A 21,454-nucleotide genomic window follows, 5' to 3' on the forward strand; every position below is an offset into this window, starting at 1 on the left:
CCGGCTCAGCCGGCCGCCGGGCCACCGCGCGGGGCGCCCACCGCACCACCCGTCGCACCCGCAGCGCTCACCGCGCCCGCAGTGCCCACCGCGCCCAGGAACTCCCGCAGGATGCGCTCCCCGGCCAGCACCCCCCGCTCCGGCAGGGCGGTGACGGCCGGGGCGTGCCAGCCGGAGTCGGCCAGTTCGCCGTGGCCGGGGCGCCAGCCCCGGTCGGCGGCGAGCAGCAGGTCGGCGTCGAGGAGGGAGTCCCCGGCGGCGAGCACGGGCCCGGCGCCGGTGCGGCGGGCCACCTCGCGCACGGCGGCGCTCTTGGTGAGCGGCCGGGGCACGGCGTAGAGCTTGCGGCCCTGGAGGGAGACGCCCCAGCCGCGCTCCTCGGCCCAGGCGGCGAGTTCCCTCACCCACTCCCCGGGCAGCAGCGCGCGCTCGACGACGAGGTAGGCGAAGAGGTCGTCGGCGACCCGGTGCTTGCGCGTCCACTCCGGGTCGGCGGTGCGCGCGAGGTGGTCGCGGACCTCGGCGAGCGGCGCGCACTCGGCGTCGAGCCGTGCCCGCACGCGCGCGTGCCAGCCGGCGTCCGGGACGCCGTCGACCAGCAGGTGGCCGCCGTTGGCGCAGACCGCGTACCGCGGCGGCGGACCGGGCAGGCGGATGCGGCCGTACTGCGCGGGGGTGCGGGTGGTGGCCGGTACGAAGAGCGCGCGGCCGGCGAGTTCGGCCAGCAGGCCCGCGGCCGTCTCGGTCAGGTAGGACAGCGGGCGGCCCTCGTAGACCTCGACGCACAGCAGCCGGGGCGCCCGCGGGTCGGGCATGGTCAGGCCGAGGGCGGCGTCGGAGTAGACGAGGGTGCGGTCGAGGTCGCTGGCGACGAGGGGGGTCATCCCGCCGTCACCGCCGTGCCGTCGGCGCCGGTCGCGCCGCGCGTGTAGCGGGGGTGGATGAGGCCGACGCAGGTGTACGGCAGTCCGTCGACCTCCTCGACGGGGACGCCCCGCTGGGCGGCGAGCAGGCGCACGTGGTCCAGGTCGGCGCCGGCGCCGGTCCGGGCCAGCACCTTCCACGGCACCCGGCGCAGCATCACCCGGGTGGTCTCGCCGACGCCGGGCTTGACGAGGTTCACGTCGTGGATGCCGTACTCCTCGCTGATGCGCTCCACCGCCGCCCACCCCGCCCAGGTGGGGCTCCGGTCGGCGGCGAGGAGGTCCTTGGCCTGGCCGAGGGCGGCGTCGGCGGCCTCGGGGAAGCGGGCGCAGACGGCGTCGAGGAAGTCCCGGGAGAGGTCGGCGCCGGCGAGGTCGCGGTAGAACTTGGCGCCGTGGAAGTCGTGCGGGCCGACGAGGTCGGCGCGGAGCACGGTGCGCGATATCAGCCCGGAGACGGTGGAGTTGAGGCACGCGGACGGGATGAGGAAGTCGTCGCGGGTGCCGTAGGTGCGTACGCAGGAGCCGGGGTCGGCCAGGACGGCGATCTCCGGATCGAAGCCGGTGACGCCCTCGCGGGCCTCGAAGTCGCGCAGGGCGTCGGCGAGTTCGCGGGTGATGGCGCCCTTGCCGGTCCAGCCGTCGACGAAGACGACGTCGGCCGGGTCGTGGTGGGCGGCCAGCCAGCGCAGCGCGTTGGCGTCGATGCCGCGGCCCCGCACGATGGAGACCGCGTAGTGCGCGAGGTCCACTCCATGGCGGAAACGGGCCCAGCGGCGCATGAGGATGCCGACCGGGGTCCCGGCGCGGGCCAGGGAGACCAGGACGGGCCGCGGGGAGCGCTCGGCGAGGACGAGTTCGGTGACGGCGCCGACGGCCCGCGCCAGCCGGTGCGCGGACGTCTCCAGCGCCGCGTGGAACAGCTCCTGGTACTGGGCGCTCGGCTGGTACTCGACGGGCAGCGACTCGGCGTAGTGCGCGCCGCCGCTCTGGATCGCCTCCTCGCGCTCCTCGGTGGGCGCCTCCAGCGTCACGTCCGAGAGGTCCTGGAGCAGCCAGCCGACCTCGTCGGGGTCGTACGAGGAGAAGGCGGGGCCACGCAGGGGGGCGGGGAGCATCGGGGGCCTTTCGGGGACGTGCGGGGCTCGCGGCCGGTAGGACGGGACGACGGCGAGCAGGACGTGCGGGACGTGCGCGGCGAGTTGGGCCACCAGGCCGCCGGGGGCGTGCAGTACGGGCGTGTCGGCGGCCGAGTCGACGACGGTGACGACGGCGTCGAAGCCGTTGCCGGCGACGTTGTAGGCGTAGCGCTCGCCGGGGCCGTCGGCGGGGTCGTCGTGGGCCGGGAAGACGAGGCGGGTGCGGATCGCGTACCCGGGGTCGTCGACGGCGAGGACGGGCGAGCGGGTGGTGGTGGAGAAGCGGATCTCGGCGCCGCCGGCGCGCTCCAGTTCGCGGGCGAGGCGCAGCGGGGCGTACATCAGCTCCTCGAAGCCGAGGACGAGGACACGGCGGGCTCCGGCGGGCAGGGCGGCGGCGATCCGGGCGGCCATGCCGGGCAGGGCCGCCTCCAGCCGCGCGCGGTGCGCGGGCGTGAAGCCGTGCCGTCCGCCGTCGGGCAGCCCGGCGGGCCACTCCAGGGCGACACGCCGGACGCGGCCCGCAGCGGCACCGGAGCCGACACGCTCGGCGCCGCGGCCGGGGGTCGGCGTGTCGCCCGCACGGTGGCGGGCACCCGGCGTGTCGTCGGCGTGGCGGTGACCGGAGGCCGGCGTGTCGCCGGCACCACGGTCGGCGCCCGGCGTGTCGCCGGACCCGCCGTGCGGCTCCCCCGCCGCCGTCCCGCCCTCCACCACGCCCCCCGCGCGCGTGCCCGCGCCCGCGCCACCCTCCGCCGTGCCACCCGTACCACCCGTTCCGCCCGCGCCACCCGCGCCACCCGTGCCGGGCGTCTCCCCCCTGGGCGCCGCCTCGTGGTGGGCGACGAGCGCCCGGCCCTTCTCCAGGACGTCCGGCGGCAGCCGCACCGTGCCCGAGGCGGCCGTGACCAGGTCCACGCGGGCGCCGATGTCCCGGGCGAAGTCGTCCAGGCGCCCGGCGTCGGCGGGCGAGCGCATGTCGACCAGGGCGACGACGACGTACCGCTCGCGCGGGTAGCGCGCGTGCAGGGCCCAGATGGTGTTGAGGACCGTGTTGCCGGTGGAGAACTCGTCGTCGACGAGGACCAGCGGACCGGCCCCGGCGAGCAGTTCCGGGTCCTCGGGCAGCAGCAGGTGGGAGGTGGCGTGGGAGTGGGACTCCTCGAAGCCGCCCGCCCGCCGGACGCCGGGCACCGGGCGCCGGGTGGAGTGCAGGCAGGGCGCGCTGCCCAGCCCGTCGGCGACCGAGTGGCCGAGCCCGGTGGCGGTCTCCGCGTAGCCGAGGACGACGCAGCGGGCGGCCTCCTCGGGCCCGAGCAGGTCGCGGACGCGCCGGCCCAGCGCCACGCCGTGGCCGTGGACGACGGAGGGGGACTGCGGGACGTGCTTGCCGAGCACGTTGGAGACGAGCAGGTGGGCCCGCTTGGGGTTGCGGCGCAGGGCGAGCCCCAGGAGCCCGGTCAGCGTGTCGTCGCCGTCGAGTGCCACGCCGAGCCGCCGCGCGACCCAGCTCCCGGACCAGACGCCGGGGCTCCCGTCGGGCTGCCCGTCGGCCGCCGTTCCCTGTGTGTCGTTCATGCGTCCCCCGCGATGCGGTCGGTTCCGTCGGTGAGTCCGGCGCCGAGGAGTTCCACGAAGCCGATGTCCTCGTTGGCCACCCCGAAGACCTCGGCGCGCAGCAGCGTCCGCTCGGCCCAGGCGCGGTGCGGCTTCACCTCGTTCATCTTGTTCGTGTACGCGGACCGCAGCACGCCCCCGCCGCCGCGCTCGGGCCGCAGGATGTCGCGGGCGTCGCAGTACTCCTCGTGGCTGACGACGGACAGCGCGTGCACCGGCAGCACGTGGGAGGGGTGGATGCAGGTCTTGCCGAGCAGCCCGTTGGCCTGGTCGAGGGAGATCTCCCGCAGCAGCCCGTCCATGGCGTGGTCGATCAGCCTCTGGCGCAGCGCGGCGGCCTTGACCTCCAGGAAGGGGCTCTGCCGCAACTGCGGCTTGAACATCCGCTCCTGGACCCGGAAGTACTCCCACACCGGTCCGGTGACGGTGAATCCGGTGCCGTCGGCGCGGCCGAGGACGTTGACCACGTCGGCGATGACGGAGGCGACGATCTGGATGTCGTAGGCGGTCATGTCGGAGGCCCGGCGCAGCCCGTAGGAGGAGCAGAAGTCGGTGACGCCGAGGCGTACGGCGAGGACGCGGTCGCGGTACTTGTCGACGGCGCGGAAGATGCCTTCCAGGGTGGGGACGCGCGTCTCCTGGTAGAGCAGGTCGGGCGATTCCAGGACCGGCATGGCGAACAGGCGGCGTCCGCTCGTCGCCTCGGCGTCGGCGAGCGCCTCCAGGAAGGGCAGTCCGCGCTCGCCGGTGAACTTGGGCAGCACGAAGCCGGAGAGCAGGCGGACCGCGGGGCCGAGGCGGGCGGTCAGGTCGGGTATCTGCTCGGGGACGCGGACCCGTATGAAGAGCAGCGGCACCCGCGCGGCGGGCCGGGCGGCCAGGTCGGTGAGGTGGCGGACGAGGTTCTCCTCGCCGGCCGGTACGTCGGCGTCGCCGATCGAGTCCTCCAGGCACAGCACCATCGACACCACACCGCGCGCGGCCTGCTTGAGGACGTCGTCGGCGAGGCTCGGGCGGGTGGCCGGGCTGTAGAGCGTGGCGCCGAGGGCGGCGGAGAGCAGCCGGGCCGGGGAGTCGGCCGTGAAGGCACAGGGCTCCTGGTGGAAGAGGCGCCTGCGCACCTCAGGAGCGATGTGGCCGAAATGACGCATGTGTACTCCCCCGTGGCGACTGGGCCACCTGGAACTGTCCGAAGGTGACCGGTAATAGTACGTACGTGACCGTGTCGGCGGTTCCCGCCGCACATGAAATCCAGGTGACCGGCCGTGGGGACGGCGGGCGGCCCGGTGCGCGGGGACATGATCCGGCCACCGGCCCCGCATTGTCGTGACCAGAACCGAGAGGGCAGGATGACGGCATGACGCACGCGATGCTGAAGGGGTCGAACGTCCCGCTGCAAGCCACCACGGTACGCGCCGTGCTGCGCTGGACCCCCGGGCAGGGGGTCCCGGACGTCGATGCCTCGGCGCTGCTGCTGGGCCACGACGACCGTGTGCGTTCGGACGAGGACTTCGTCTTCTACAACCAGCCCCGGCATCCCTCCGGGCAGGTCTGGCGGCTCGGCAAGAAACGGGCCGGGGACGCCCTGACGGACACGGTCCAGACCGACCTGTCCGGGGTGGAGGGGTCGGTGGCCCGGGTCCTGCTGGTCGCCTCGGCGGACGGCGTCGCCTTCGACCAGGTGCACGACCTGCGCATTCTGCTGTACGACGCGGTGGCCGGGGACGACGAACCGCTGGCGTATTTCGACGTCCGGCCGGAGACCGGCCGGGAGACGGCGCTGATCTGCGGGGAGTTGTACCGGCGTGGGGAGGGCTGGAAGTTCCGGGCGCTCGGCGAGGGCTACTCGAACGGGCTGAAGGGTTTGGCGACGGACTTCGGCATCTCGGTGGACGAGTCCGAGGCGGCGCAGGACGCGTCCGACGCCGCGGACCCCGCGCCGGCGCCCCCGGCGGCCGTGCCGGTCCCGGAGGTCTCGCGTCCGCTGCCCCCGGAGCAGCCGCCGGGCATGCCCGGGGTGCCGGCGCAGCCCGCCTACGGCTACCCGCAGCAGCCCCCGGCGACCCAGCCGGCCTACGGCTACCCGCAGCCCGCCGGGCGGCCCGGATACGGCTACCCACAGGCTCCGGCCGCCGTGGCACAGGCCGGCTACGGCTACCCGGCGCCGGCCGGCCCCGGCCCGGACCCCGACTTCCGGCTCCCGCCCCAGGGCCCGCAGTTCATCGGCCGCTAGACCGCGTCCGCCCGGCCCGCACGGCCCGCCTGCTCCGCGTACACCTCGGCCCCCGCCCGTGCCCCGGCATGGGCGTGGGGCACGGCCCGGGGACGCGCGGCTCCAACCCCCTTGCTACGTCTTCGTCTTGTACCCCCGCCCCCACTGGAGCCCCCACCCGTAGAGCCGGTCCAGCTCGCCCTGGAAGCCGTAGACGAACTTCACCTCGCGGTGGACGAGGATCTCGTCCTTGACGTTCTCGATCAGCACCACGGCGCAGGAGCGGGCCTGCGGGTGCCGTTCGTCGAGGCCGATCTCGATGCGCGGCCCGTTGCTCGGGTAGAGCGTGACGATGGCGTGCGTGCGGTCGAAGGCGGGCGTCTGGTCGTAGATGTACACGAAGACCAGGAGCCGTTTGATGGCCTCGCGCTGGTCGAGGTTGATGTACATCGTCTCGCCGGAGGCCGAGCCGAACCGGTCGTCGCCGCTGATCTTCACGTACGGCGGGGCGTTGACGTCGCCGAGGTAGCCGCCGAGCGGCTGGACCACGCCCTTGGTGCCGTCCTGGAGCTCGTAGAGGCAGCCGAGGTCGAGGTCGACGTTGACCATGCTCTGGCTGTGCCCGATGACCTCCGGCGGCTTGAGCGCCTTGAGGGGGTGGCGCAGCAGGCTCTCCCGCTGGATGCCCACGATGTCGGAGGTGCGCATCCGCCAGGACAGGTTGATGCGGAGGTTGCCGGTGGCCGCGCCCTGTTTGGTCAGGGAGATCTGGCTGTGCCGTTTCGTCAGCTCTATGGTGTTGGTCGCCGCGCTGCCCGAGTCGAACTCGCTCTCGCGGCCCCGCCACAGTCCGTCCAGGAAGCCCATTCCCGCCCCCACGTCCCCTCGCTAGTACCGGCATGCGGACGGGGCGGTCGCGGGGAGCCGTCCCCCCGCACCCGCCCCGTCCAGAGCTTTCCCGTCCCCGGGGCCGGTTCACACCGGTGCGCGAGCGCACCGGGGGCGGAACCGGCCAGGGGGCCGCGGAGGGTCACACGCCCGAGGGAACCTCGGCCTTCTCGCCGTCGCCCGCCTGTTCGGCGTCGGCGAGGGCGCGGTTGCGGCGCACGGAGGACCAGAAGGACCAGCCGATGAGGACGACGCCGACCAGGCCCGTGATGATCTCGTTGATCTGGTACTGGATGGTCACCAGGAGGATCACGGCGAGGGCGCCGATGGCGTAGTGGGCGCCGTGCTCCAGGTAGACGTAGTCGTCCAGGGTGCCCTGGCGGACCAGGTAGACGGTGAGCGACCGCACGTACATCGCGCCGATGCCCAGGCCGAGCGCCATCAGGACGATGTCGTTGGTGATGGCGAAGGCGCCGATCACGCCGTCGAAGGAGAAGGAGGCGTCCAGCACCTCCAGGTACAGGAACATGAAGAAGGCGGCCTTGCCGGCCAGGGCGACGGCCGAACGCGGCTTGCCCGAGCGCTCGGCGGCCTCCTCGGCCTCGTGCTCGCGTTCCTCCTCCTCTTCGAGCTTGTCCTCGAAGTACCCGGAGAGCCCCCCGACGATCATGTAGGTGATCAGACCGGCCACACCGGCGATGAGGACGGTCTCGGCCTTGTCGACCGTGGCCCCGCCGTGCTGGTGGGCGTTGGCGGCGAAGGTCATCGCCGAGACCAGCAGCACGACCAGCGCCACGCAGACCGACAGCATGTCGACCTTGCCCAGCTTGGCCAGCGGACGCTCCAGCCAGGCCAGCCACTTGATGTCCCGGTCCTCGAAAATGAAGTCCAGGAAGATCATCAGCAGGAACATGCCGCCGAACGCCGCGATCGCCGGATGCGCGTCGGTCACCAGCTCCTGGTAACGGTGCTTGTCGGTGAGGGCCAGTTCGACGGCCTCGATCGGCCCGAGCTGGGCACTGACCGCCACGATCACGACCGGGAAGACCAGACGCATGCCGAAGACGGCGATCAGGATGCCCAGGGTGAGGAAGATCTTCTGCCAGAAGGCGTTCATCTTCTTCAGGATTCCGGCGTTGACCACCGCGTTGTCGAACGACAGCGAGATCTCCAGAACGGAGAGGATCGCCACGATCCCGAACGCGGTCCACCCCCCGTAGAAGACCGCCGCGACCAGGCCGAGCGCGGTGACCGCGAACGACCAGCCGAAGGTTTTCAGAATCACTGGCTACCCCATCGTGTGTGGGGGGTCCTTCCCAGACGGAGTCTGGGGGAGGCGCTCCCCTGCGCCGTACCCGGCTTTACGAAACGTTGACTCCGAAGTCTAGGGCGATCCCGCGCAGCCCGGACGCGTACCCCTGACCAACTGCACGGAACTTCCACTCGCCCTGGTAGCGGTACAGCTCGCCGAAGATCATGGCCGTTTCGCTGGAGGCGTCCTCGCTCAGGTCGTAGCGGGCCAGTTCCTGGCCGTCGGCCTGGTTGACGACCCGGATGAAGGCGTTGCTGACCTGGCCGAAGGTCTGGCCGCGCTCGTCGGCCATGTGGATCGAGACCGGGAAGACGATCTTGTCGGCGTGGGCCGGGACCCTGGAGAGGTCGACCAGGAGGGACTCGTCGTCGCCCTCGCCCTCACCGGTGAGGTTGTCGCCGGTGTGCTCGATGGAGCCGTCGGGGCTCGTGAGCTGGTTGTAGAAGACGAACCACTCGTCCCCGAGCACCCGGCCGCCGCTGCACACCAGCGCGCTGGCGTCGAGGTCGAAGGGTGCTCCGGTGGTGGAACGCGCGTCCCAGCCGAGGCCGACCAGCACCTGCGTGAGGTTCGGTGCGGCCTTCGACAGCGAGACGTTGCCCCCCTTGGCAAGAGTGACGCCCATGGTGATGGTCCCTCCCCGGGTGATGGTTCTTGGGTTACTTGCGCGTCCGGCGCCGCACGTAAACCGTGCGGCGCCGGACGATCGAGGCCGTTCGCCTCGGGGTGTTCAGGCGTCCGGGACGTTCACACGTCTCAGACGTTCACGCCGAAGTCCTGCGCGATGCCGCGCAGGCCCGAGGCGTAGCCCTGGCCGATGGCGCGGAACTTCCACTCCGCGCCGTTGCGGTACAGCTCGCCGAAGACCATGGCGGTCTCCGTGGAGGCGTCCTCGCTCAGGTCGTAGCGGGCGATCTCGGCCTCGCCCGCCTGGTTCACGACGCGGATGAACGCGTTGCGGACCTGGCCGAAGGACTGCTGGCGGTTCTCGGCGTCGTAGATCGAGACCGGGAAGACGATCTTCTCGATGTCGGCGGGGACGCCGGCCAGGTCGACCTTGATCTGCTCGTCGTCGCCCTCGCCCTCACCGGTGAGGTTGTCGCCGGTGTGCTCGACCGAGCCGTCGGGGCTCCTGAGGTTGTTGAAGAAGACGAAGTGCTGGTCGCTGGCGACCTTGCCGGAGCTGTTCAGCAGCAGCGCGCTGGCGTCGAGGTCGAAGCCGGTGCCGGTCGTGGTGCGGACATCCCACCCCAGACCGACGATGACCGCGGTCAGGCCGGGGGCCTCCTTGGTCAGCGATACGTTGCCGCCCTTGCTGAGGCTGACTCCCACGAGTCCTCCCTTGGTGTCCCGGGGCGAAAGCCCCGTCGTGCGTCGGATGTGTGTGTGGATGCCGGATCAACGAGTCGATCCTAGTGACGGGTTCCCGTCCGCCGCAGGCCGTGCGGGCCGGGAATCACAGGGTGTCGAGCGCCGCGACGTACGCGTTCAGGTCACGGGCGTCCGGCAGTCCGTTGACGACGGTCCAGCGGACGACGCCCTCCCGGTCGATGATGAAGGTGCCGCGGACGGCACAGCCCTTGTCCTCGTCGAAGACGCCGTAGGCGCGCGAGACGTTGCCGTGCGGCCAGAAGTCCGACAGCAGGGGGTACTCCAGCCCCTCCTGCTCGCCGAAGACGCGCAGGGTGTGGATGGAGTCGTTGGACACGGCGAGCACCTGGGTGTCGCGGTCGGCGAACCGGGGCAGGTTGTCGCGGACCTCGCACAGCTCGCCCGTGCAGACGCCGGTGAAGGCGAACGGGTAGAAGAGCAGCACGACGTTCTTGCGCCCGTGGAAGTCGGACAGCCTCACGGTGGCTCCGTGGTTGTCCTTCAGCTCGAAGTCGGGGGCCTTGTCGCCGACCTGGATCGCCATGGTCCTGTTCGTCCCTTCGGAGGGTGATTCGCTGGGAAACACCCTACGCAGGGGTCGCCGCGGAGCCGCGGACGGGCCGGACGGGGCCGGTCCGTCCGCGGTTCCGGACGGTCGTACGGCTCAGCGCTTCGACTTGGCCGCCTTCGGCGTCGCCAGCCGGCTGCCGCTCCAGTCCTTGCCGACACTGACGCTCTTGGACGCCGTCAGTCCTGCCGTCGTCGCGGCTTCCGAGATGTCGCTGGGCTCGACGTATCCGGCCCGGCCGGTCTTCGGCGTCAGGAGCAGGATCGAGCCGCCTTCTTCGATGTACGTGGTGGCATCCACCAGCGCATCCGTCAGGTCGCCGTCGTCGTCACGGAACCACAGCACGACGGCGTCGGCCACGTCCTCGTAGTCCTCGTCCACCAGCTCGCCCTCGACGGCTCCTTCGATGGCCTCGCGGAGCTCCTGGTCGACATCGTCGTCGTAGCCGATCTCCTGGACCACCTGCTCGGGCTGGAACCCCAGCCTTACGGCAGGGTTCGTCCGCTCCTCCGCGTGGTCCGCGGTCGCGCTCACGGGTTGCCTCCTGATCATGTCTTGGTCGGGGCCCCCGGTCCGTCGGGACCGGAGGGATCTCGGCCACGCGCGTGCGCGTGGCTTGGCCGTAGTCCACACGGGCGGGACGGATCGCGCAAGTACCCGGCCGCCGGGACCGCCGAAACGGTGACGATCCGGGCGGTGTCGCCGCAACTCCTGCCGTGCCGTCCAGACCGAGCGTGACGTACACCACACCTTTCTGCCCCGTTTGCGTATTTGGGAACCATGCGGGGGTACGACACTCGGACGACCGTGTCCCGATTCCCGCGGGGGAACCGGTTACCCCACGGTACAGATGACGTTTTCCCGCTTGAGGTGGACGATGGGGACGGCGTACCCCGCACCCGTTGCACCGTGGCCCTCCGACAGTGAAGGAACAGCGTGGCTTCCGCAAACGATCGCAGTCCGATCATCATTGGCGGCCTGCCGAGTCAGGTTCCTGACTTCGACCCCGAGGAAACACAGGAGTGGCTCGACTCCCTCGACGCCGCCGTCGACGAACGCGGCCGGGAGCGGGCCCGCTACCTGATGCTGCGGCTGATCGAGCGGGCCCGCGAGAAGCGCGTGGCCGTGCCCGAGATGCGCAGCACGGACTACGTGAACACCATCGCCACCCGCGACGAGCCGTTCTTCCCCGGCAACGAGGAGATCGAGCGCAAGATCCTCAACGCCACCCGGTGGAACGCCGCGGTGATGGTCTCCCGGGCGCAGCGGCCCGGCATCGGCGTCGGCGGCCACATCGCGACCTTCGCCTCCTCGGCCTCGCTCTACGACGTGGGCTTCAACCACTTCTTCCGCGGCAAGGACCAGGGCGACGGCGGCGACCAGGTCTTCTTCCAGGGGCACGCCTCGCCGGGCATCTACGCCCGCGCGTACCTCCTGGACCGGCTCGGCGAACGGCACCTGGACGGGTTCCGGCAGGAGAAGTCCAAGGCGCCGGACGGGCTGTCGTCGTACCCGCACCCGCGCTCCATGCCGGACTTCTGGGAGTTCCCGACGGTGTCGATGGGGCTCGGCCCGATCGCCGCGATCTACCAGGCGCGCATGAACCGCTACATGCGGGCGCGCGGGATCGCCGACACCTCCCGCTCGCACGTGTGGGCCTTCCTCGGCGACGGCGAGATGGACGAGCCCGAGTCGCTCGGCCAGCTCTCCATCGCCGCCCGCGAGGGCCTGGACAACCTGACCTTCGTGGTCAACTGCAACCTCCAGCGCCTGGACGGGCCGGTGCGCGGCAACGGGAAGATCATCCAGGAGCTGGAGTCGATCTTCCGCGGCGCCGGCTGGAACGTGATCAAGCTGGTGTGGGACCGCTCCTGGGACCCGCTGCTGGCCCAGGACCGCGACAGCGTGCTGGTCAACCGGATGAACACCACCCCGGACGGCCAGTTCCAGACGTACGCCACGGAGTCCGGCGCGTACATCCGCGACCACTTCTTCGGCGACGACCACCGGCTGCGCGCGATGGTCGAGAACATGACCGACGACCAGATCCTGCACCTGGGCCGCGGCGGCCACGACCACCGCAAGATCTACGCGGCCTACAAGGCGGCCGTCGAGCACAAGGGGCAGCCCACGGTCATCCTGGCCAAGACGATCAAGGGCTGGACGCTGGGCCCGAACTTCGAGGGCCGCAACGCCACCCACCAGATGAAGAAGCTCACGGTCGACGACCTCAAGGGCTTCCGCGACCGGCTGCACCTGCCGATCTCCGACCGGGAGCTGGAGTCCGGCCCGCCGCCGTACTACCACCCGGGGCCGGACACCGAGGAGATGCAGTACATGCACGACCGGCGCCGCGGTCTGGGCGGGTACGTCCCGACCCGGGTGGTGCGGTCGAAGCCGCTCGCGCTGCCGGGCGACGCCACGTACGCGACCGTGAAGAAGGGCTCGGGCCAGCAGTCGATCGCCACCACCATGGCCTTTGTGCGGCTGCTCAAGGACCTCATGCGGGACAAGGAGATCGGCCGCCGGTTCGTGCTGATCGCGCCCGACGAGTACCGCACCTTCGGCATGGACTCGTTCTTCCCGAGTGCGAAGATCTACAACCCGCTGGGCCAGCAGTACGAGTCCGTCGACCGGGACCTGCTCCTCGCCTACAAGGAGGCGCCGACCGGGCAGATGCTGCACGACGGCATCTCGGAGGCGGGCTGCACGGCCTCGCTGATGGCGGCCGGCTCGGCCTACGCCACCCACGGCGAGCCGCTGATCCCGGTCTACGTCTTCTACTCGATGTTCGGTTTCCAGCGCACCGGCGACCAGTTCTGGCAGATGGCCGACCAGCTCGCGCGCGGATTCGTCCTGGGCGCGACCGCCGGACGCACGACCCTGACCGGTGAGGGGCTCCAGCACGCGGACGGCCACTCGCAGCTCCTCGCCTCGACCAACCCGGCGTGCGTGGCGTACGACCCGGCGTACGGGTACGAGATCGCGCACATCGTCCAGGACGGCCTGCGCCGCATGTACGGCGGCGACGAGCGGCACCCGCACGGCGAGGACGTCTTCTACTACCTCACCGTCTACAACGAGCCGATCCAGCACCCGGCCGAGCCGGCCGACGTGGACGTCGAGGGCATCCTCAAGGGCGTCCACCGCATCCACGCGGGCGAGGCCGGCGCCATCCCCGCGCAGATCATGGCGTCCGGCGTGGCGGTCCCGTGGGCGCTGGAGGCGCAGCGCATCCTCGCCGAGGAGTGGAACGTGCGCGCCGGCGTCTGGTCGGCGACCTCCTGGAACGAGCTGCGGCGCGAGGCCGTGGCCTGCGAGCGGCACAACCTGCTCCACCCGGAGGAGGAGCAGCGGGTGCCGTGGGTGACGCGGAAGCTGGCCGGGGCCGAGGGGCCGTTCGTGGCGGTGTCCGACTGGATGCGGTCGGTGCCGGACCAGATCGCGCGGTGGGTGCCGGGGACGTACCAGTCGCTGGGCGCCGACGGCTTCGGCTTCGCGGACACGCGCGGGGCGGCGCGGCGCTTCTTCCACATCGACGCCCAGTCGATCGTGGTGGCGGTGCTGACGGAGCTGGCCCGCGAGGGCAAGGTCGACCGGTCGGTGCTGAAGCAGGCGGTGGACCGGTACCGGCTCCTGGACGTCACGGCGGCCGATCCGGGGGTCGCGGGCGGCGACGCGTAGGGCACAGCGGTACGGGGCCGGGTCCCGGGCCGCCGGGCTCGGCTCCGGGCTCGGCTCCGTGGCCGCTGAGGGGTCCGATGGCCCCGTGGCCGCAGGGGGGTCCGACGGCTGCGGGCGCCGCGCGGTCCGGCCCGTTCCATGGCCCCGTCCGGTCAGGTGAGCGGGGGTTCCCGCACGATCGGTTCCGCAGCTCGCCCTCGTCGAGCCCGCGGGCCCCTCGTCGTACCGGGCCCGGTACGGACTCACTCTTCGTGTACCCCGTACCGGCCGGGGCATCCCGGGCGGGCCGGCCGCGCGCTGCCCCCCTCCGGCAGCGCGCGCCGCGGCCTCCGCTCCCCCATGCCCTGCGGAGGGCTTGACCCACTGTCATCTGGCGGGGGCGCCGAAGGCGAGGTTTCCCGCCTCCTGTCACCCTGATAGGCGAACGGGGCGAGGCGCCGCAGCGCCCCGCCCCGCGTATCCGGGCCGGTCCGGGCCCGATCCAGCCCGTGCGTGCCGTCCGGGTCAGATGTGGCCCACGCCCGCGCCGGCCTCCGCGTTCGCCCCGCGCTTGGTGAGGAGCGCGATCAGCACGGCGAACGCCGCGACGCCCGCCGCGGTCAGCGAGGCCAGGCTCATGCCCGAGATGAAGGTCTCGTGCGCCACCCGCGTGATCACCCCGCCGACCTGCTCCGGGGTGCCCTCGGGCACCGGCGCCACCCCGACCCGGACCGCCTCGGACGCCTGGCCGAGCTGTTCCGGGGTGAGCGGGGGCAGCCCCGCGGACGTCCAGTTGCCGCCCAGGTCGCGGTCGACCTTGGAGGCCATCACGGCACCGAGCACCGCCGTGCCGAGGCTGCCGCCGATCTGCATCGCCGCCTGCTGGAGACCGCCGGCCACACCGGACAGCTCCAGCGGCGCGTTGCCGACGATGACCTCGGTGGCGCCGACCATGACCGGCGCGAGGCCGAGGCCGAGGACGGCGAACCAGAGCGACATGACGGCGCTGCCGGTGTCCTTCTCCAGCGTGGACATGCCGTACATGGCGAGCGCGGTGAGCGCCATGCCGCCGGCGAGCGGGACGCGCGGGCCGACCTTGGTGATCAGCAGACCCGCGAGCGGCGAGCCGACGATCATCATGCCGGTCAGCGGCAGCAGGTGCAGGCCCGCGTCGACCGGGCTCATGCCGTGCACGTTCTGCAGGTAGAAGGTGACGAAGAACAGGCCGCCCATGAAGGCGATGGCCATGAGCACCATCAGGACCACGCCCGCCGACAGCGGCACCGAGCGGAACATGCCGAGCGGGATCAGCGGCTCGCGGACCTTGGTCTCCCAGAGCGCGAAGAGGCCGAAGCCGACCAGGGACGCCACGATGAACGCCCAGGTCTTGCCGTCGCCCCAGCCCCACGCGGGGGCCTTGATGAGCGCCCAGACCAGGCAGAACATCGACGCGGACAGCAGGGCGATGCCGAGCAGGTCGAAGGAGCGCGGAGCGTTCTTCGCGCGGTGGTCGAGCAGGATGAGGACGCCGAGGACGACGGCGAGGACGCCCACCGGCACGTTGATGAAGAACACCGACTGCCAGTTGACGTGCTCGACCAGCACGCCGCCGAGTATCGGGCCGCCCGCGGTGGAGGCGCCGATGACCATGCCCCAGATGCCGATGGCCATGTTCAGCTTCTCGGCGGGGAAGGTGGCCCGCAGCAGGCCGAGCGCGGCCGGCATCAGCAGCGCGCCGAAGACGCCCTGGAGCACCCGGAAGACGACCACCAGCGGGATCGTGTGGGACAGGCCGATGGCGCCGGAGGCGGCGGCGAAACCGACCACGCCGATCAGGAAGGTCTGGCGGTGCCCGAAGCGGTCGCCGAGCTTGCCCGCGGTGATCAGGGAGACCGCGAGGGCGAGGAAGTAGGAGTTGGTGATCCACTGGACGTCGGAGAAGCTGGCGCCCAGGTCCTTGGCGATCGCCGGGTTGGCGATGGCCACGATGGTGCCGTCGAGGGCCACCATCATGACCCCGACGGCGACGGTGATGAGCGTGAACCACGGGTGCCCGCGCAGGCCGGCCGCCGGTGCGGGGCCCGACGGGTCTGATGGCGCGTCCCCCGGACCCGTCGTCTCGATGGTGGTCTGACTAGTCATACTTTCGAGATTAGTGACAGTCGCTGACAGTTGACAAACCATTTCACTAGTCGGTAACTGACAGGACATCTCCGCGACCGCGGCGAGAGCGAGGAGCCGATCTTGGGACGGGCGGACACCACCACGCCGGCGAACGGCGTGCCGTCGCCCCCACGCCCCGGACTGCGCGAACGCAAGAAGCGGCGTACCCGGGACGCGCTCCTGCGCGCGGCCCTCGAACTCTTCGCCGAACGGGGCTACGAGCGGACCACCGTCGACGACATCGCCGAGGCCGCCGACGTCTCCCAGCGCACCTTCTTCCGCTACTTCGGCGGCAAGGAGGAGGCCGCGTTCTTCGTCTCCCGGATGGCGGAGGGGCACTTCGTGGAGGCGGTGCGCCGCCGGCCGCCGGGCGAGGCACCGCTGGACGCGCTCCGCCACGCGCTCGGGGAGAGCTGGGACTCCATCGGCGACTCCATCGGGCACCTGGTCCCGCTCGACCTGCACATGCGCTTCTACCGGGTGATCGAGTCGACGCCGGCGCTGCTCGCCGCGCATCTGCGGCGCGCGAACGAGCTGGAGGAGGAACTGGCCCGGGTGATCGCCGGGCGCGAGGGCCTGGACGTCGACACGGACCCGCGTCCGCGGGTGGTGGTGGCCGTCTTCGGCGCGGTGATGCGGGTGACGGAGCGGATGTGGTCGGCCGGGGACGACGCGGGCCTGCCGGCCCTGCGGGACCTGACCCTCTCCTACCTCGACCAGGTGGAACCCGCCCTCTCCGGCCCCTGGCGCACGGACCCCGACACGCCGGGCAACGGGAGCGGAACCCCGTAGAAACCCCGTATCACGCGACTGAAACGTGATCCGTGTCACTGGATTCACCCGAGACCCTCCCGTTCTCCTAGTGTGTCCTCCCAGTGACTTCCTTCGACCCCACCTCCCCCCATCCGCACGTCTGGCGCGCGGTGCTCGCCCTGGCCGTGGTGTTCGTGATGCTGGCGACGACCGGCTGGACCGCCCTGCGCGACCACCGGGGGCCGACGGACCTCGAAGCCTCGGTGAGCGCCTGGGAGCACGGCCGCATCGACGGGCGCCGGCTGCCGGGCGCCGCGTCGGCCCCGACCCGGCTGGCCCGCTTCTTCGCCTCGCTCACCGAGGCCCAGCGGGCGAGCCTGGTCCACCGCTACCCCCTCGCCGTCGGCAACATGAACGGCGCCCCCGTCACCCTGCGCTACCAGGCCAACCGGCTCGCGCTGCACGCGGCCCGCGCGGTCGAGCGGCGCCGCATGCACGACCAGCGCCTCTCCCCCGCCGGTCAGCAGGAGGCGGGCCGGCGCATGCACCGCTACGCGTCGCTGCTCGGCGCCGGCCGCCACATCCTCGCCTTCGACCCGGCCGGACCGGGCCGGGTCGCCGAGGTCCTCGGCGACCTCGACCGCGCCGAACGCGTCTCCGTCGTCGTCCCCGGCGTCGACACCGACCTGCTCACCTTCCAGCGCACCGGCCGCAGGTACACGGCGCCGCTCGGCATGGCCGAGGCGCTGTACGCGGCGGAGCGCGAGGCGAGCCCCGCCACCCGTACCGCCGTGATCGCCTGGGCCGACTACACCACCCCGAACGGCGTCGGCATGGAGGCGGCCACCGCGGCCCGCGCCGAACGCGGCGCCGTCCGCCTCGACGCGCTGGTCCGCGCGCTGCCCGGACGCGGCGGGGTCGCCCTGTTCTGCCACAGCTACGGCTCGGTGGTGTGCGGGCTGGCCGCCGGCGACCTGCCCGCCCGGGTGACCGACATAGCGGTGGCCGGCAGTCCGGGCATGCGCGCCCGGAACGTCTCCCGCCTGGACACCTCGGCCCGGGTGTGGGCGATGCGGGACACCGACGACTGGATCGGGGGCGTGCCCTACCTGGAGGTCGGCGGCCTCGGGCACGGCGCCGACCCGGTCTCCGCCGGTTTCGGCGCCCGCGTGCTGTCGGCGCGGGGCGCCCGGGGTCACGGCGGCTACTTCGTGCCGGGCACGGAGAGCCTGCGCAACTTCGCCGGGATCGGCGTTGGCGCATACCGCACCGTGGCCTGTGCCGAGGCCGGTGACACGTGCCGGGAGGATGTGTCCGGGACAGCCGCCTGACGCGCGTAGAGGGGTGGAAACTCCGTTTTGCACAGGGAGAGGACGGAGACGCTCGTGCCGCATACGATGAGCCGCATGGGTGACGTACTGGCCGGATTTCATGCCGCCTGGGAGTTCGGGTCCGACTCCGTGCTCATCCGCTACGAACGGGGGATTCGAACACCCAAGCTCTTCCAGGCCCTGGGGGAACGCCGCGTGCCCCTGGAGGCGATCGCCGGGGTGGCGCTCACGCCCGGCAGGCGCGGCACCGTGGTCCTGCGCGCCGAACCACGGCCGGGCGCCGACCCGTTGATGGAGGCCGCCGCCGGACAGCTCACGGAGGGGTGCGACCCGTACCGGCTGGTCCTGCCCGCCGACCGGGAGAGCCTCGCGGCGTACTACGCCGACGAGTTGCGCGCCGGTCTCGCCGGGCCGGAGCCGGCCGGCCGGTATCTGGTGGCGGCGCCCGAGGGGCCCCGGCGGTTCAAGGCGTACGACGGGAAGGCGTCCTTCGACGGCACCTCCGTGCGGTTCCGCTGGTCCCGGACGGGGGCCTCGTCGGCGAAGTGGAAGGCCGGCGACCAGAGCTTCCCGGTCGCCGGCCTCGGCGGGGTGGAGTGGCGCTCCCCCGAGGGACCGGAGGGTCACCTGCGGCTGCTGCCCCGGGACGGGGAGCCGGCCGACCCGCGCGCCGACCAGGACCCGGCGGCCGTCATCTTCGGGCTCGGGTACGGGCCGGTGCACGAGTCGCTGCCCTTCGCGGCGGCGGTGCTGGCCGCGGTCCGGGAGCGGGGCGCCGCGGCGCCGGCACCCGTCGCGGTGCCGGGGCCGCGGCGCGACCCCGCGGACATCGCGGAGCGCATCCGCCACCTCGGGGAGCTGCACCAGGCGGGACTGGTGACGGACGAGGAGTTCTCCTCGAAGAAGGCGCAGTTGCTGGCGGAGCTGTAGGCGGGCGCCGGGGGTCAGGTCACCTCCTGGTCCCGGACGCGTTCCAGGTCCCCGTAGAAGTCGATCTTCAGGTCGAGCACGGCGAGGGTGTCCCGGAGTTCCGTGATCCGCCTGAGCACGTCGCCGCGGGTGGATTCCAGGAGCGCGCGCCGCTGTCCGTAGGTGCTCTCGCCGGCCCGGACCAGTTCGGCGTACCGGACCATGTCCGCGACCGGCATGCCGGTCAGGCGCAGCTTGCCGACGAGGTCGAGCCAGTCGAGGTCGGCGTTGGTGTAGCGGCGCTGCCCGGTGTGCGAGCGGTCGATGTGGGACATGAGTCCGATCCGCTCGTACCAGCGCAGGGTGTGGGCCGACAGGCCGGTCAGCGCGGCGACCTCGCTGATGGTGTAGCGGTCCTGTCCGTCGGGGCGCGGGGGGCGCGGGGGCCCGGCGGAGCAGAGGTCTGTTCTGGTGGCGTTGGGCCGGGTTCCGGCCGCGGTCTGCATCACCGTCATGGACCTACGCTAGGACGTTGGAGTGCGCTCCAGGCAAGCGGCTCGGGCGGAAACCGTCCCCGGGAAAGGGCGCGACAGGCCGGGCCCGCGCTCAGTAGCGTGCGGGGCATGAGTCTCGTACGCCGGGCCGGGCCCGGGGACGCGGCGGAGGTGCTGCGCCTGCGCCAGGTGATGTTCGACGCCCTCGGGCGGGCGCCCTCCTCGACCGGCTGGCAGGCTCGCTCCCTGCCGTCGCTGACGGCCCGGCTCGCCGACCCGGACGGCACCTTCGCCGCCTTCGTCGTGGACCGTCCCGGGCGGCCGGGGGGCCTGGCGGCGCTGGTCGCGGGGTCGCTGGAGTACCGGATCGGCGGGGCCCGCTCCCCGCACGGCACGACCGGCTACGTCTTCAGCGTCGCCACCGACCCCGACGCCCGGCGCCGCGGGTACGCGCGGGCGGGCATGACCGCGCTGCTGGAGTGGTTCCGCGAGCGGGGCGCCGGGCACGTGATGCTCAACGCCGCCGCGGAGGCCGAGCCGCTGTACGCCTCCCTCGGCTTCACCCGGGACCCCGACCCCTCGATGCGGCTGTATCTGTGAGCCGCTTAGGCTCGACGGCATGTCGCTCAAGAGCCTCGCCCTGATCGAGAACTGGCCGGTTCCCACCGCCGCGGCGGGTGTCGTCCGCGCCGACGGCACGGTGCCGGGCACCCACGGCCCGAGCGCGCGGCGCTTCCCGCTGGCCTCGGTCACCAAGCCGCTCGCGGCCTACGCGGCGCTCGTCGCCTACGAGGAGGGCGCCGTCGAGCTGGACGAGCCGGCCGGTCCGCCCGGGTCGACCGTCCGTCACCTGCTCGCCCACACCTCCGGGCTGGCCTTCGACGAGCACCGCGCGACCTTCGCCCCCGGGGAGCGCCGGCTCTACTCCAACGCCGGTTTCGAGCAGCTCGGGGAGCACATCGCGCGGGCCGCGGAGATGCCGTTCGCCGAGTACGCCCGCCAGGCCGTGCTGGAGCCGCTCGGCATGACCTCGACCACGCTGGACGGCTCCCCCGCGAAGGACGGCGTCTCCACGGTGGAGGACCTGCTGCGCTTCGCCGCCGAGGTGCAGGCGCCGCGCCTGCTGGACCCGCGCACCGTCGCGGAGGCGATGACCGTGCAGTACCCGGGCACCAAGGGCGTGCTGCCGGGCTACGGCCACCAGAACCCCAACGACTGGGGCCTCGGCTTCGAGATCCGCGACGGCAAGTCCCCGCACTGGACGGGCACCTCGTCCTCGCCCCGCGCCTTCGGCCACTTCGGCCAGTCCGGCACGTTCCTGTGGATCGACCCGGACGCGGGCCTGGCCTGCGCCGCCCTGACCGACCGTCCCTTCGGCCCCTGGGCCGTCGAGGCGTGGCCCCCCTTCACCGACGCGGTACTGGCCGAGGCCCGGGGCTAGAGGGTCACTCTCCGGTCATCGCCCACGCCAGCAGTTCCGCGGCCGTCGTCGCCGTCGCCCGGATCGCCCCGGCGTCCGTGAGGCGGGCCGCGTCGCCGGGGCCCAGCGCCTCGCCGTCCAGGCGGACGGTGCCGCGGACGACGTGGACGTAGAGGTACGGGGCGGCGGGCAGGTCCGTGTTCTCCCCCGGGGCCAGGCGGCGGACGTGGAGGGTGGCCGCCGCCTCCGGGACGGGGTACGGCGTGGTGTCGGGCAGGGCGCGGACGGTCTCGTAGGACGGGGTGCCGCCGGGCTCGCGCGGGGCCAGCCACATCTGGACGAAGGTCAGGGGCGCCGCCCCGTCGTTGCGTTCCACGTGCCGCACCCCGGAGGCGGCGCTGAGCCGCTGCACGTCCCCGCGCCGCACCACCGACTCCCGGCCGGTGCTGTCCCGGTGGGTCAGCTCGCCCTCCACCACCCACGTGACGATCTCGGTGTGGCTGTGCGGGTGTTCGTCGAAGCCGGCGCCGGGCGCGAGCCGCTCCTCGTTGCAGGCGATCAGGGCCCCGAAGCGGAGGTTGTCCGGGTCGTAGTGGGGGCCGAAGGAGAAGGCGTGCCGCGTCTCGATGCCGGCCGCCGGCTCGCCCCCGGGGTAGCGCTCGTCCGCGCGCCGTATGTCCGTCACGGGTCC

The 21,454-nt window shown here is 72.6% G+C and carries 19 protein-coding genes; 7 read left to right on the forward strand and 12 right to left on the reverse strand.

Annotation, left to right across the window (positions count from 1 at the left end; genetic code table 11):
- Nucleotides 1-5: 5 nt before the first annotated feature.
- The 3 genes from J5Y05_RS27310 to J5Y05_RS27320 are packed head-to-tail and all read right to left on the reverse strand — an operon-like array spanning nucleotide 6 to nucleotide 4,830.
- A complete protein-coding gene (locus tag J5Y05_RS27310) occupies nucleotides 6-884 on the reverse strand; it encodes an HAD family hydrolase (protein WP_247615389.1) in 879 nt (292 codons plus the stop codon).
- Nucleotides 881-3,640, reverse strand: coding sequence for a phosphoribosyltransferase (locus J5Y05_RS27315; RefSeq protein WP_210875772.1), 2,760 nt, complete (start codon nucleotides 3,638-3,640; stop codon nucleotides 881-883). Before J5Y05_RS27315 ends, J5Y05_RS27310 begins: the two co-directional genes overlap by 4 nt.
- Nucleotides 3,637-4,830 carry an HpcH/HpaI aldolase/citrate lyase family protein gene (locus tag J5Y05_RS27320; RefSeq protein ID WP_210875774.1) on the reverse strand — a complete coding sequence of 398 codons (1,194 nt, stop codon included), beginning with the start codon at nucleotides 4,828-4,830 and terminating at the stop codon, nucleotides 3,637-3,639. The genes J5Y05_RS27315 and J5Y05_RS27320 overlap by 4 nt, the downstream gene beginning before the upstream one ends.
- A gap of 206 nt (nucleotides 4,831-5,036) precedes the next feature.
- Here J5Y05_RS27320 and J5Y05_RS27325 point away from each other — a divergent pair, with 206 nt between their 5' ends.
- Entirely contained in the window at nucleotides 5,037-5,912 is an 876-nt protein-coding gene (locus J5Y05_RS27325; RefSeq protein WP_210875776.1) for a TerD family protein, read from the forward strand.
- 114 nt (nucleotides 5,913-6,026) lie between these two features.
- On the opposite strand, the gene J5Y05_RS27330 is transcribed toward J5Y05_RS27325, so the two are convergent.
- The 6 genes from J5Y05_RS27330 to J5Y05_RS27355 form a co-directional block, all read right to left on the reverse strand.
- Entirely contained in the window at nucleotides 6,027-6,758 is a 732-nt protein-coding gene (locus J5Y05_RS27330; RefSeq protein WP_210875946.1) for a TerD family protein, read from the reverse strand.
- 163 nt (nucleotides 6,759-6,921) lie between these two features.
- Nucleotides 6,922-8,064 carry a DUF475 domain-containing protein gene (locus tag J5Y05_RS27335; protein WP_210875778.1) on the reverse strand — a complete coding sequence of 381 codons (1,143 nt, stop codon included), beginning with the start codon at nucleotides 8,062-8,064 and terminating at the stop codon, nucleotides 6,922-6,924.
- Between the two features lie 76 nt (nucleotides 8,065-8,140).
- Nucleotides 8,141-8,716 (reverse strand): TerD family protein, encoded by a 576-nt coding sequence (locus J5Y05_RS27340; protein ID WP_210875780.1) that lies wholly within the window; start codon nucleotides 8,714-8,716, stop codon nucleotides 8,141-8,143.
- A gap of 131 nt (nucleotides 8,717-8,847) precedes the next feature.
- A complete protein-coding gene (locus J5Y05_RS27345) occupies nucleotides 8,848-9,423 on the reverse strand; it encodes a calcium homeostasis/redox stress adaptation protein (protein WP_030419684.1) in 576 nt (191 codons plus the stop codon).
- 124 nt (nucleotides 9,424-9,547) lie between these two features.
- A complete protein-coding gene (locus J5Y05_RS27350; RefSeq protein WP_210875782.1) occupies nucleotides 9,548-10,006 on the reverse strand; it encodes a peroxiredoxin in 459 nt (152 codons plus the stop codon).
- 120 nt (nucleotides 10,007-10,126) lie between these two features.
- Nucleotides 10,127-10,564, reverse strand: coding sequence for a DUF3052 domain-containing protein (locus tag J5Y05_RS27355; protein WP_210875784.1), 438 nt, complete (start codon nucleotides 10,562-10,564; stop codon nucleotides 10,127-10,129).
- A gap of 402 nt (nucleotides 10,565-10,966) precedes the next feature.
- Here J5Y05_RS27355 and aceE point away from each other — a divergent pair, with 402 nt between their 5' ends.
- Entirely contained in the window at nucleotides 10,967-13,714 is a 2,748-nt protein-coding gene (gene aceE, locus J5Y05_RS27360; RefSeq protein WP_210875786.1) for a pyruvate dehydrogenase (acetyl-transferring), homodimeric type, read from the forward strand.
- 504 nt (nucleotides 13,715-14,218) lie between these two features.
- Here aceE and J5Y05_RS27365 read toward each other — a convergent pair.
- The gene (locus tag J5Y05_RS27365; RefSeq protein ID WP_210875788.1) at nucleotides 14,219-15,835 is read right to left on the reverse strand and encodes an MFS transporter; all 1,617 of its coding nucleotides are present in this window, start codon (nucleotides 15,833-15,835) and stop codon (nucleotides 14,219-14,221) included.
- 102 nt (nucleotides 15,836-15,937) lie between these two features.
- On the opposite strand from J5Y05_RS27365, the gene J5Y05_RS27370 reads away from it, so the two are divergent.
- The 3 genes from J5Y05_RS27370 (at nucleotide 15,938) to J5Y05_RS27380 (ending at nucleotide 18,870) form a co-directional block, all read left to right on the forward strand.
- On the forward strand, nucleotides 15,938-16,648 hold the full coding sequence (locus tag J5Y05_RS27370) for a TetR/AcrR family transcriptional regulator (RefSeq protein WP_247615391.1): 711 nt from the start codon (nucleotides 15,938-15,940) through the stop codon (nucleotides 16,646-16,648).
- A gap of 83 nt (nucleotides 16,649-16,731) precedes the next feature.
- Entirely contained in the window at nucleotides 16,732-17,940 is a 1,209-nt protein-coding gene (locus J5Y05_RS27375) for an alpha/beta hydrolase (RefSeq protein ID WP_210875790.1), read from the forward strand.
- 75 nt (nucleotides 17,941-18,015) lie between these two features.
- The gene (locus J5Y05_RS27380; protein ID WP_210875792.1) at nucleotides 18,016-18,870 is read left to right on the forward strand and encodes a DUF4429 domain-containing protein; all 855 of its coding nucleotides are present in this window, start codon (nucleotides 18,016-18,018) and stop codon (nucleotides 18,868-18,870) included.
- Between the two features lie 14 nt (nucleotides 18,871-18,884).
- Here J5Y05_RS27380 and J5Y05_RS27385 read toward each other — a convergent pair whose 3' ends face one another.
- Nucleotides 18,885-19,364 (reverse strand): MerR family transcriptional regulator, encoded by a 480-nt coding sequence (locus J5Y05_RS27385; RefSeq protein ID WP_210875794.1) that lies wholly within the window; start codon nucleotides 19,362-19,364, stop codon nucleotides 18,885-18,887.
- Nucleotides 19,365-19,472: 108 nt separating this feature from the next.
- Between J5Y05_RS27385 and J5Y05_RS27390 the strand changes: the two genes are divergently transcribed.
- Entirely contained in the window at nucleotides 19,473-19,943 is a 471-nt protein-coding gene (locus tag J5Y05_RS27390; protein WP_210875796.1) for a GNAT family N-acetyltransferase, read from the forward strand.
- A 19-nt stretch (nucleotides 19,944-19,962) separates the two neighbouring features.
- Nucleotides 19,963-20,784: a serine hydrolase domain-containing protein gene (locus J5Y05_RS27395; protein ID WP_210875798.1), complete on the forward strand. Its 822-nt coding sequence runs from the start codon at nucleotides 19,963-19,965 to the stop codon at nucleotides 20,782-20,784.
- Nucleotides 20,785-20,788: 4 nt separating this feature from the next.
- Here the strand turns inward: J5Y05_RS27395 and J5Y05_RS27400 are convergent, their stop codons facing one another.
- Entirely contained in the window at nucleotides 20,789-21,448 is a 660-nt protein-coding gene (locus tag J5Y05_RS27400; RefSeq protein ID WP_210875800.1) for a pirin family protein, read from the reverse strand.
- Between the last annotated feature and the right edge of the window lie 6 nt (nucleotides 21,449-21,454).

Origin of the sequence: Streptomyces tagetis (assembly GCF_018069565.1) — a bacterium.
In the GTDB taxonomy this organism is placed as follows: domain Bacteria; phylum Actinomycetota; class Actinomycetes; order Streptomycetales; family Streptomycetaceae; genus Streptomyces; species Streptomyces tagetis.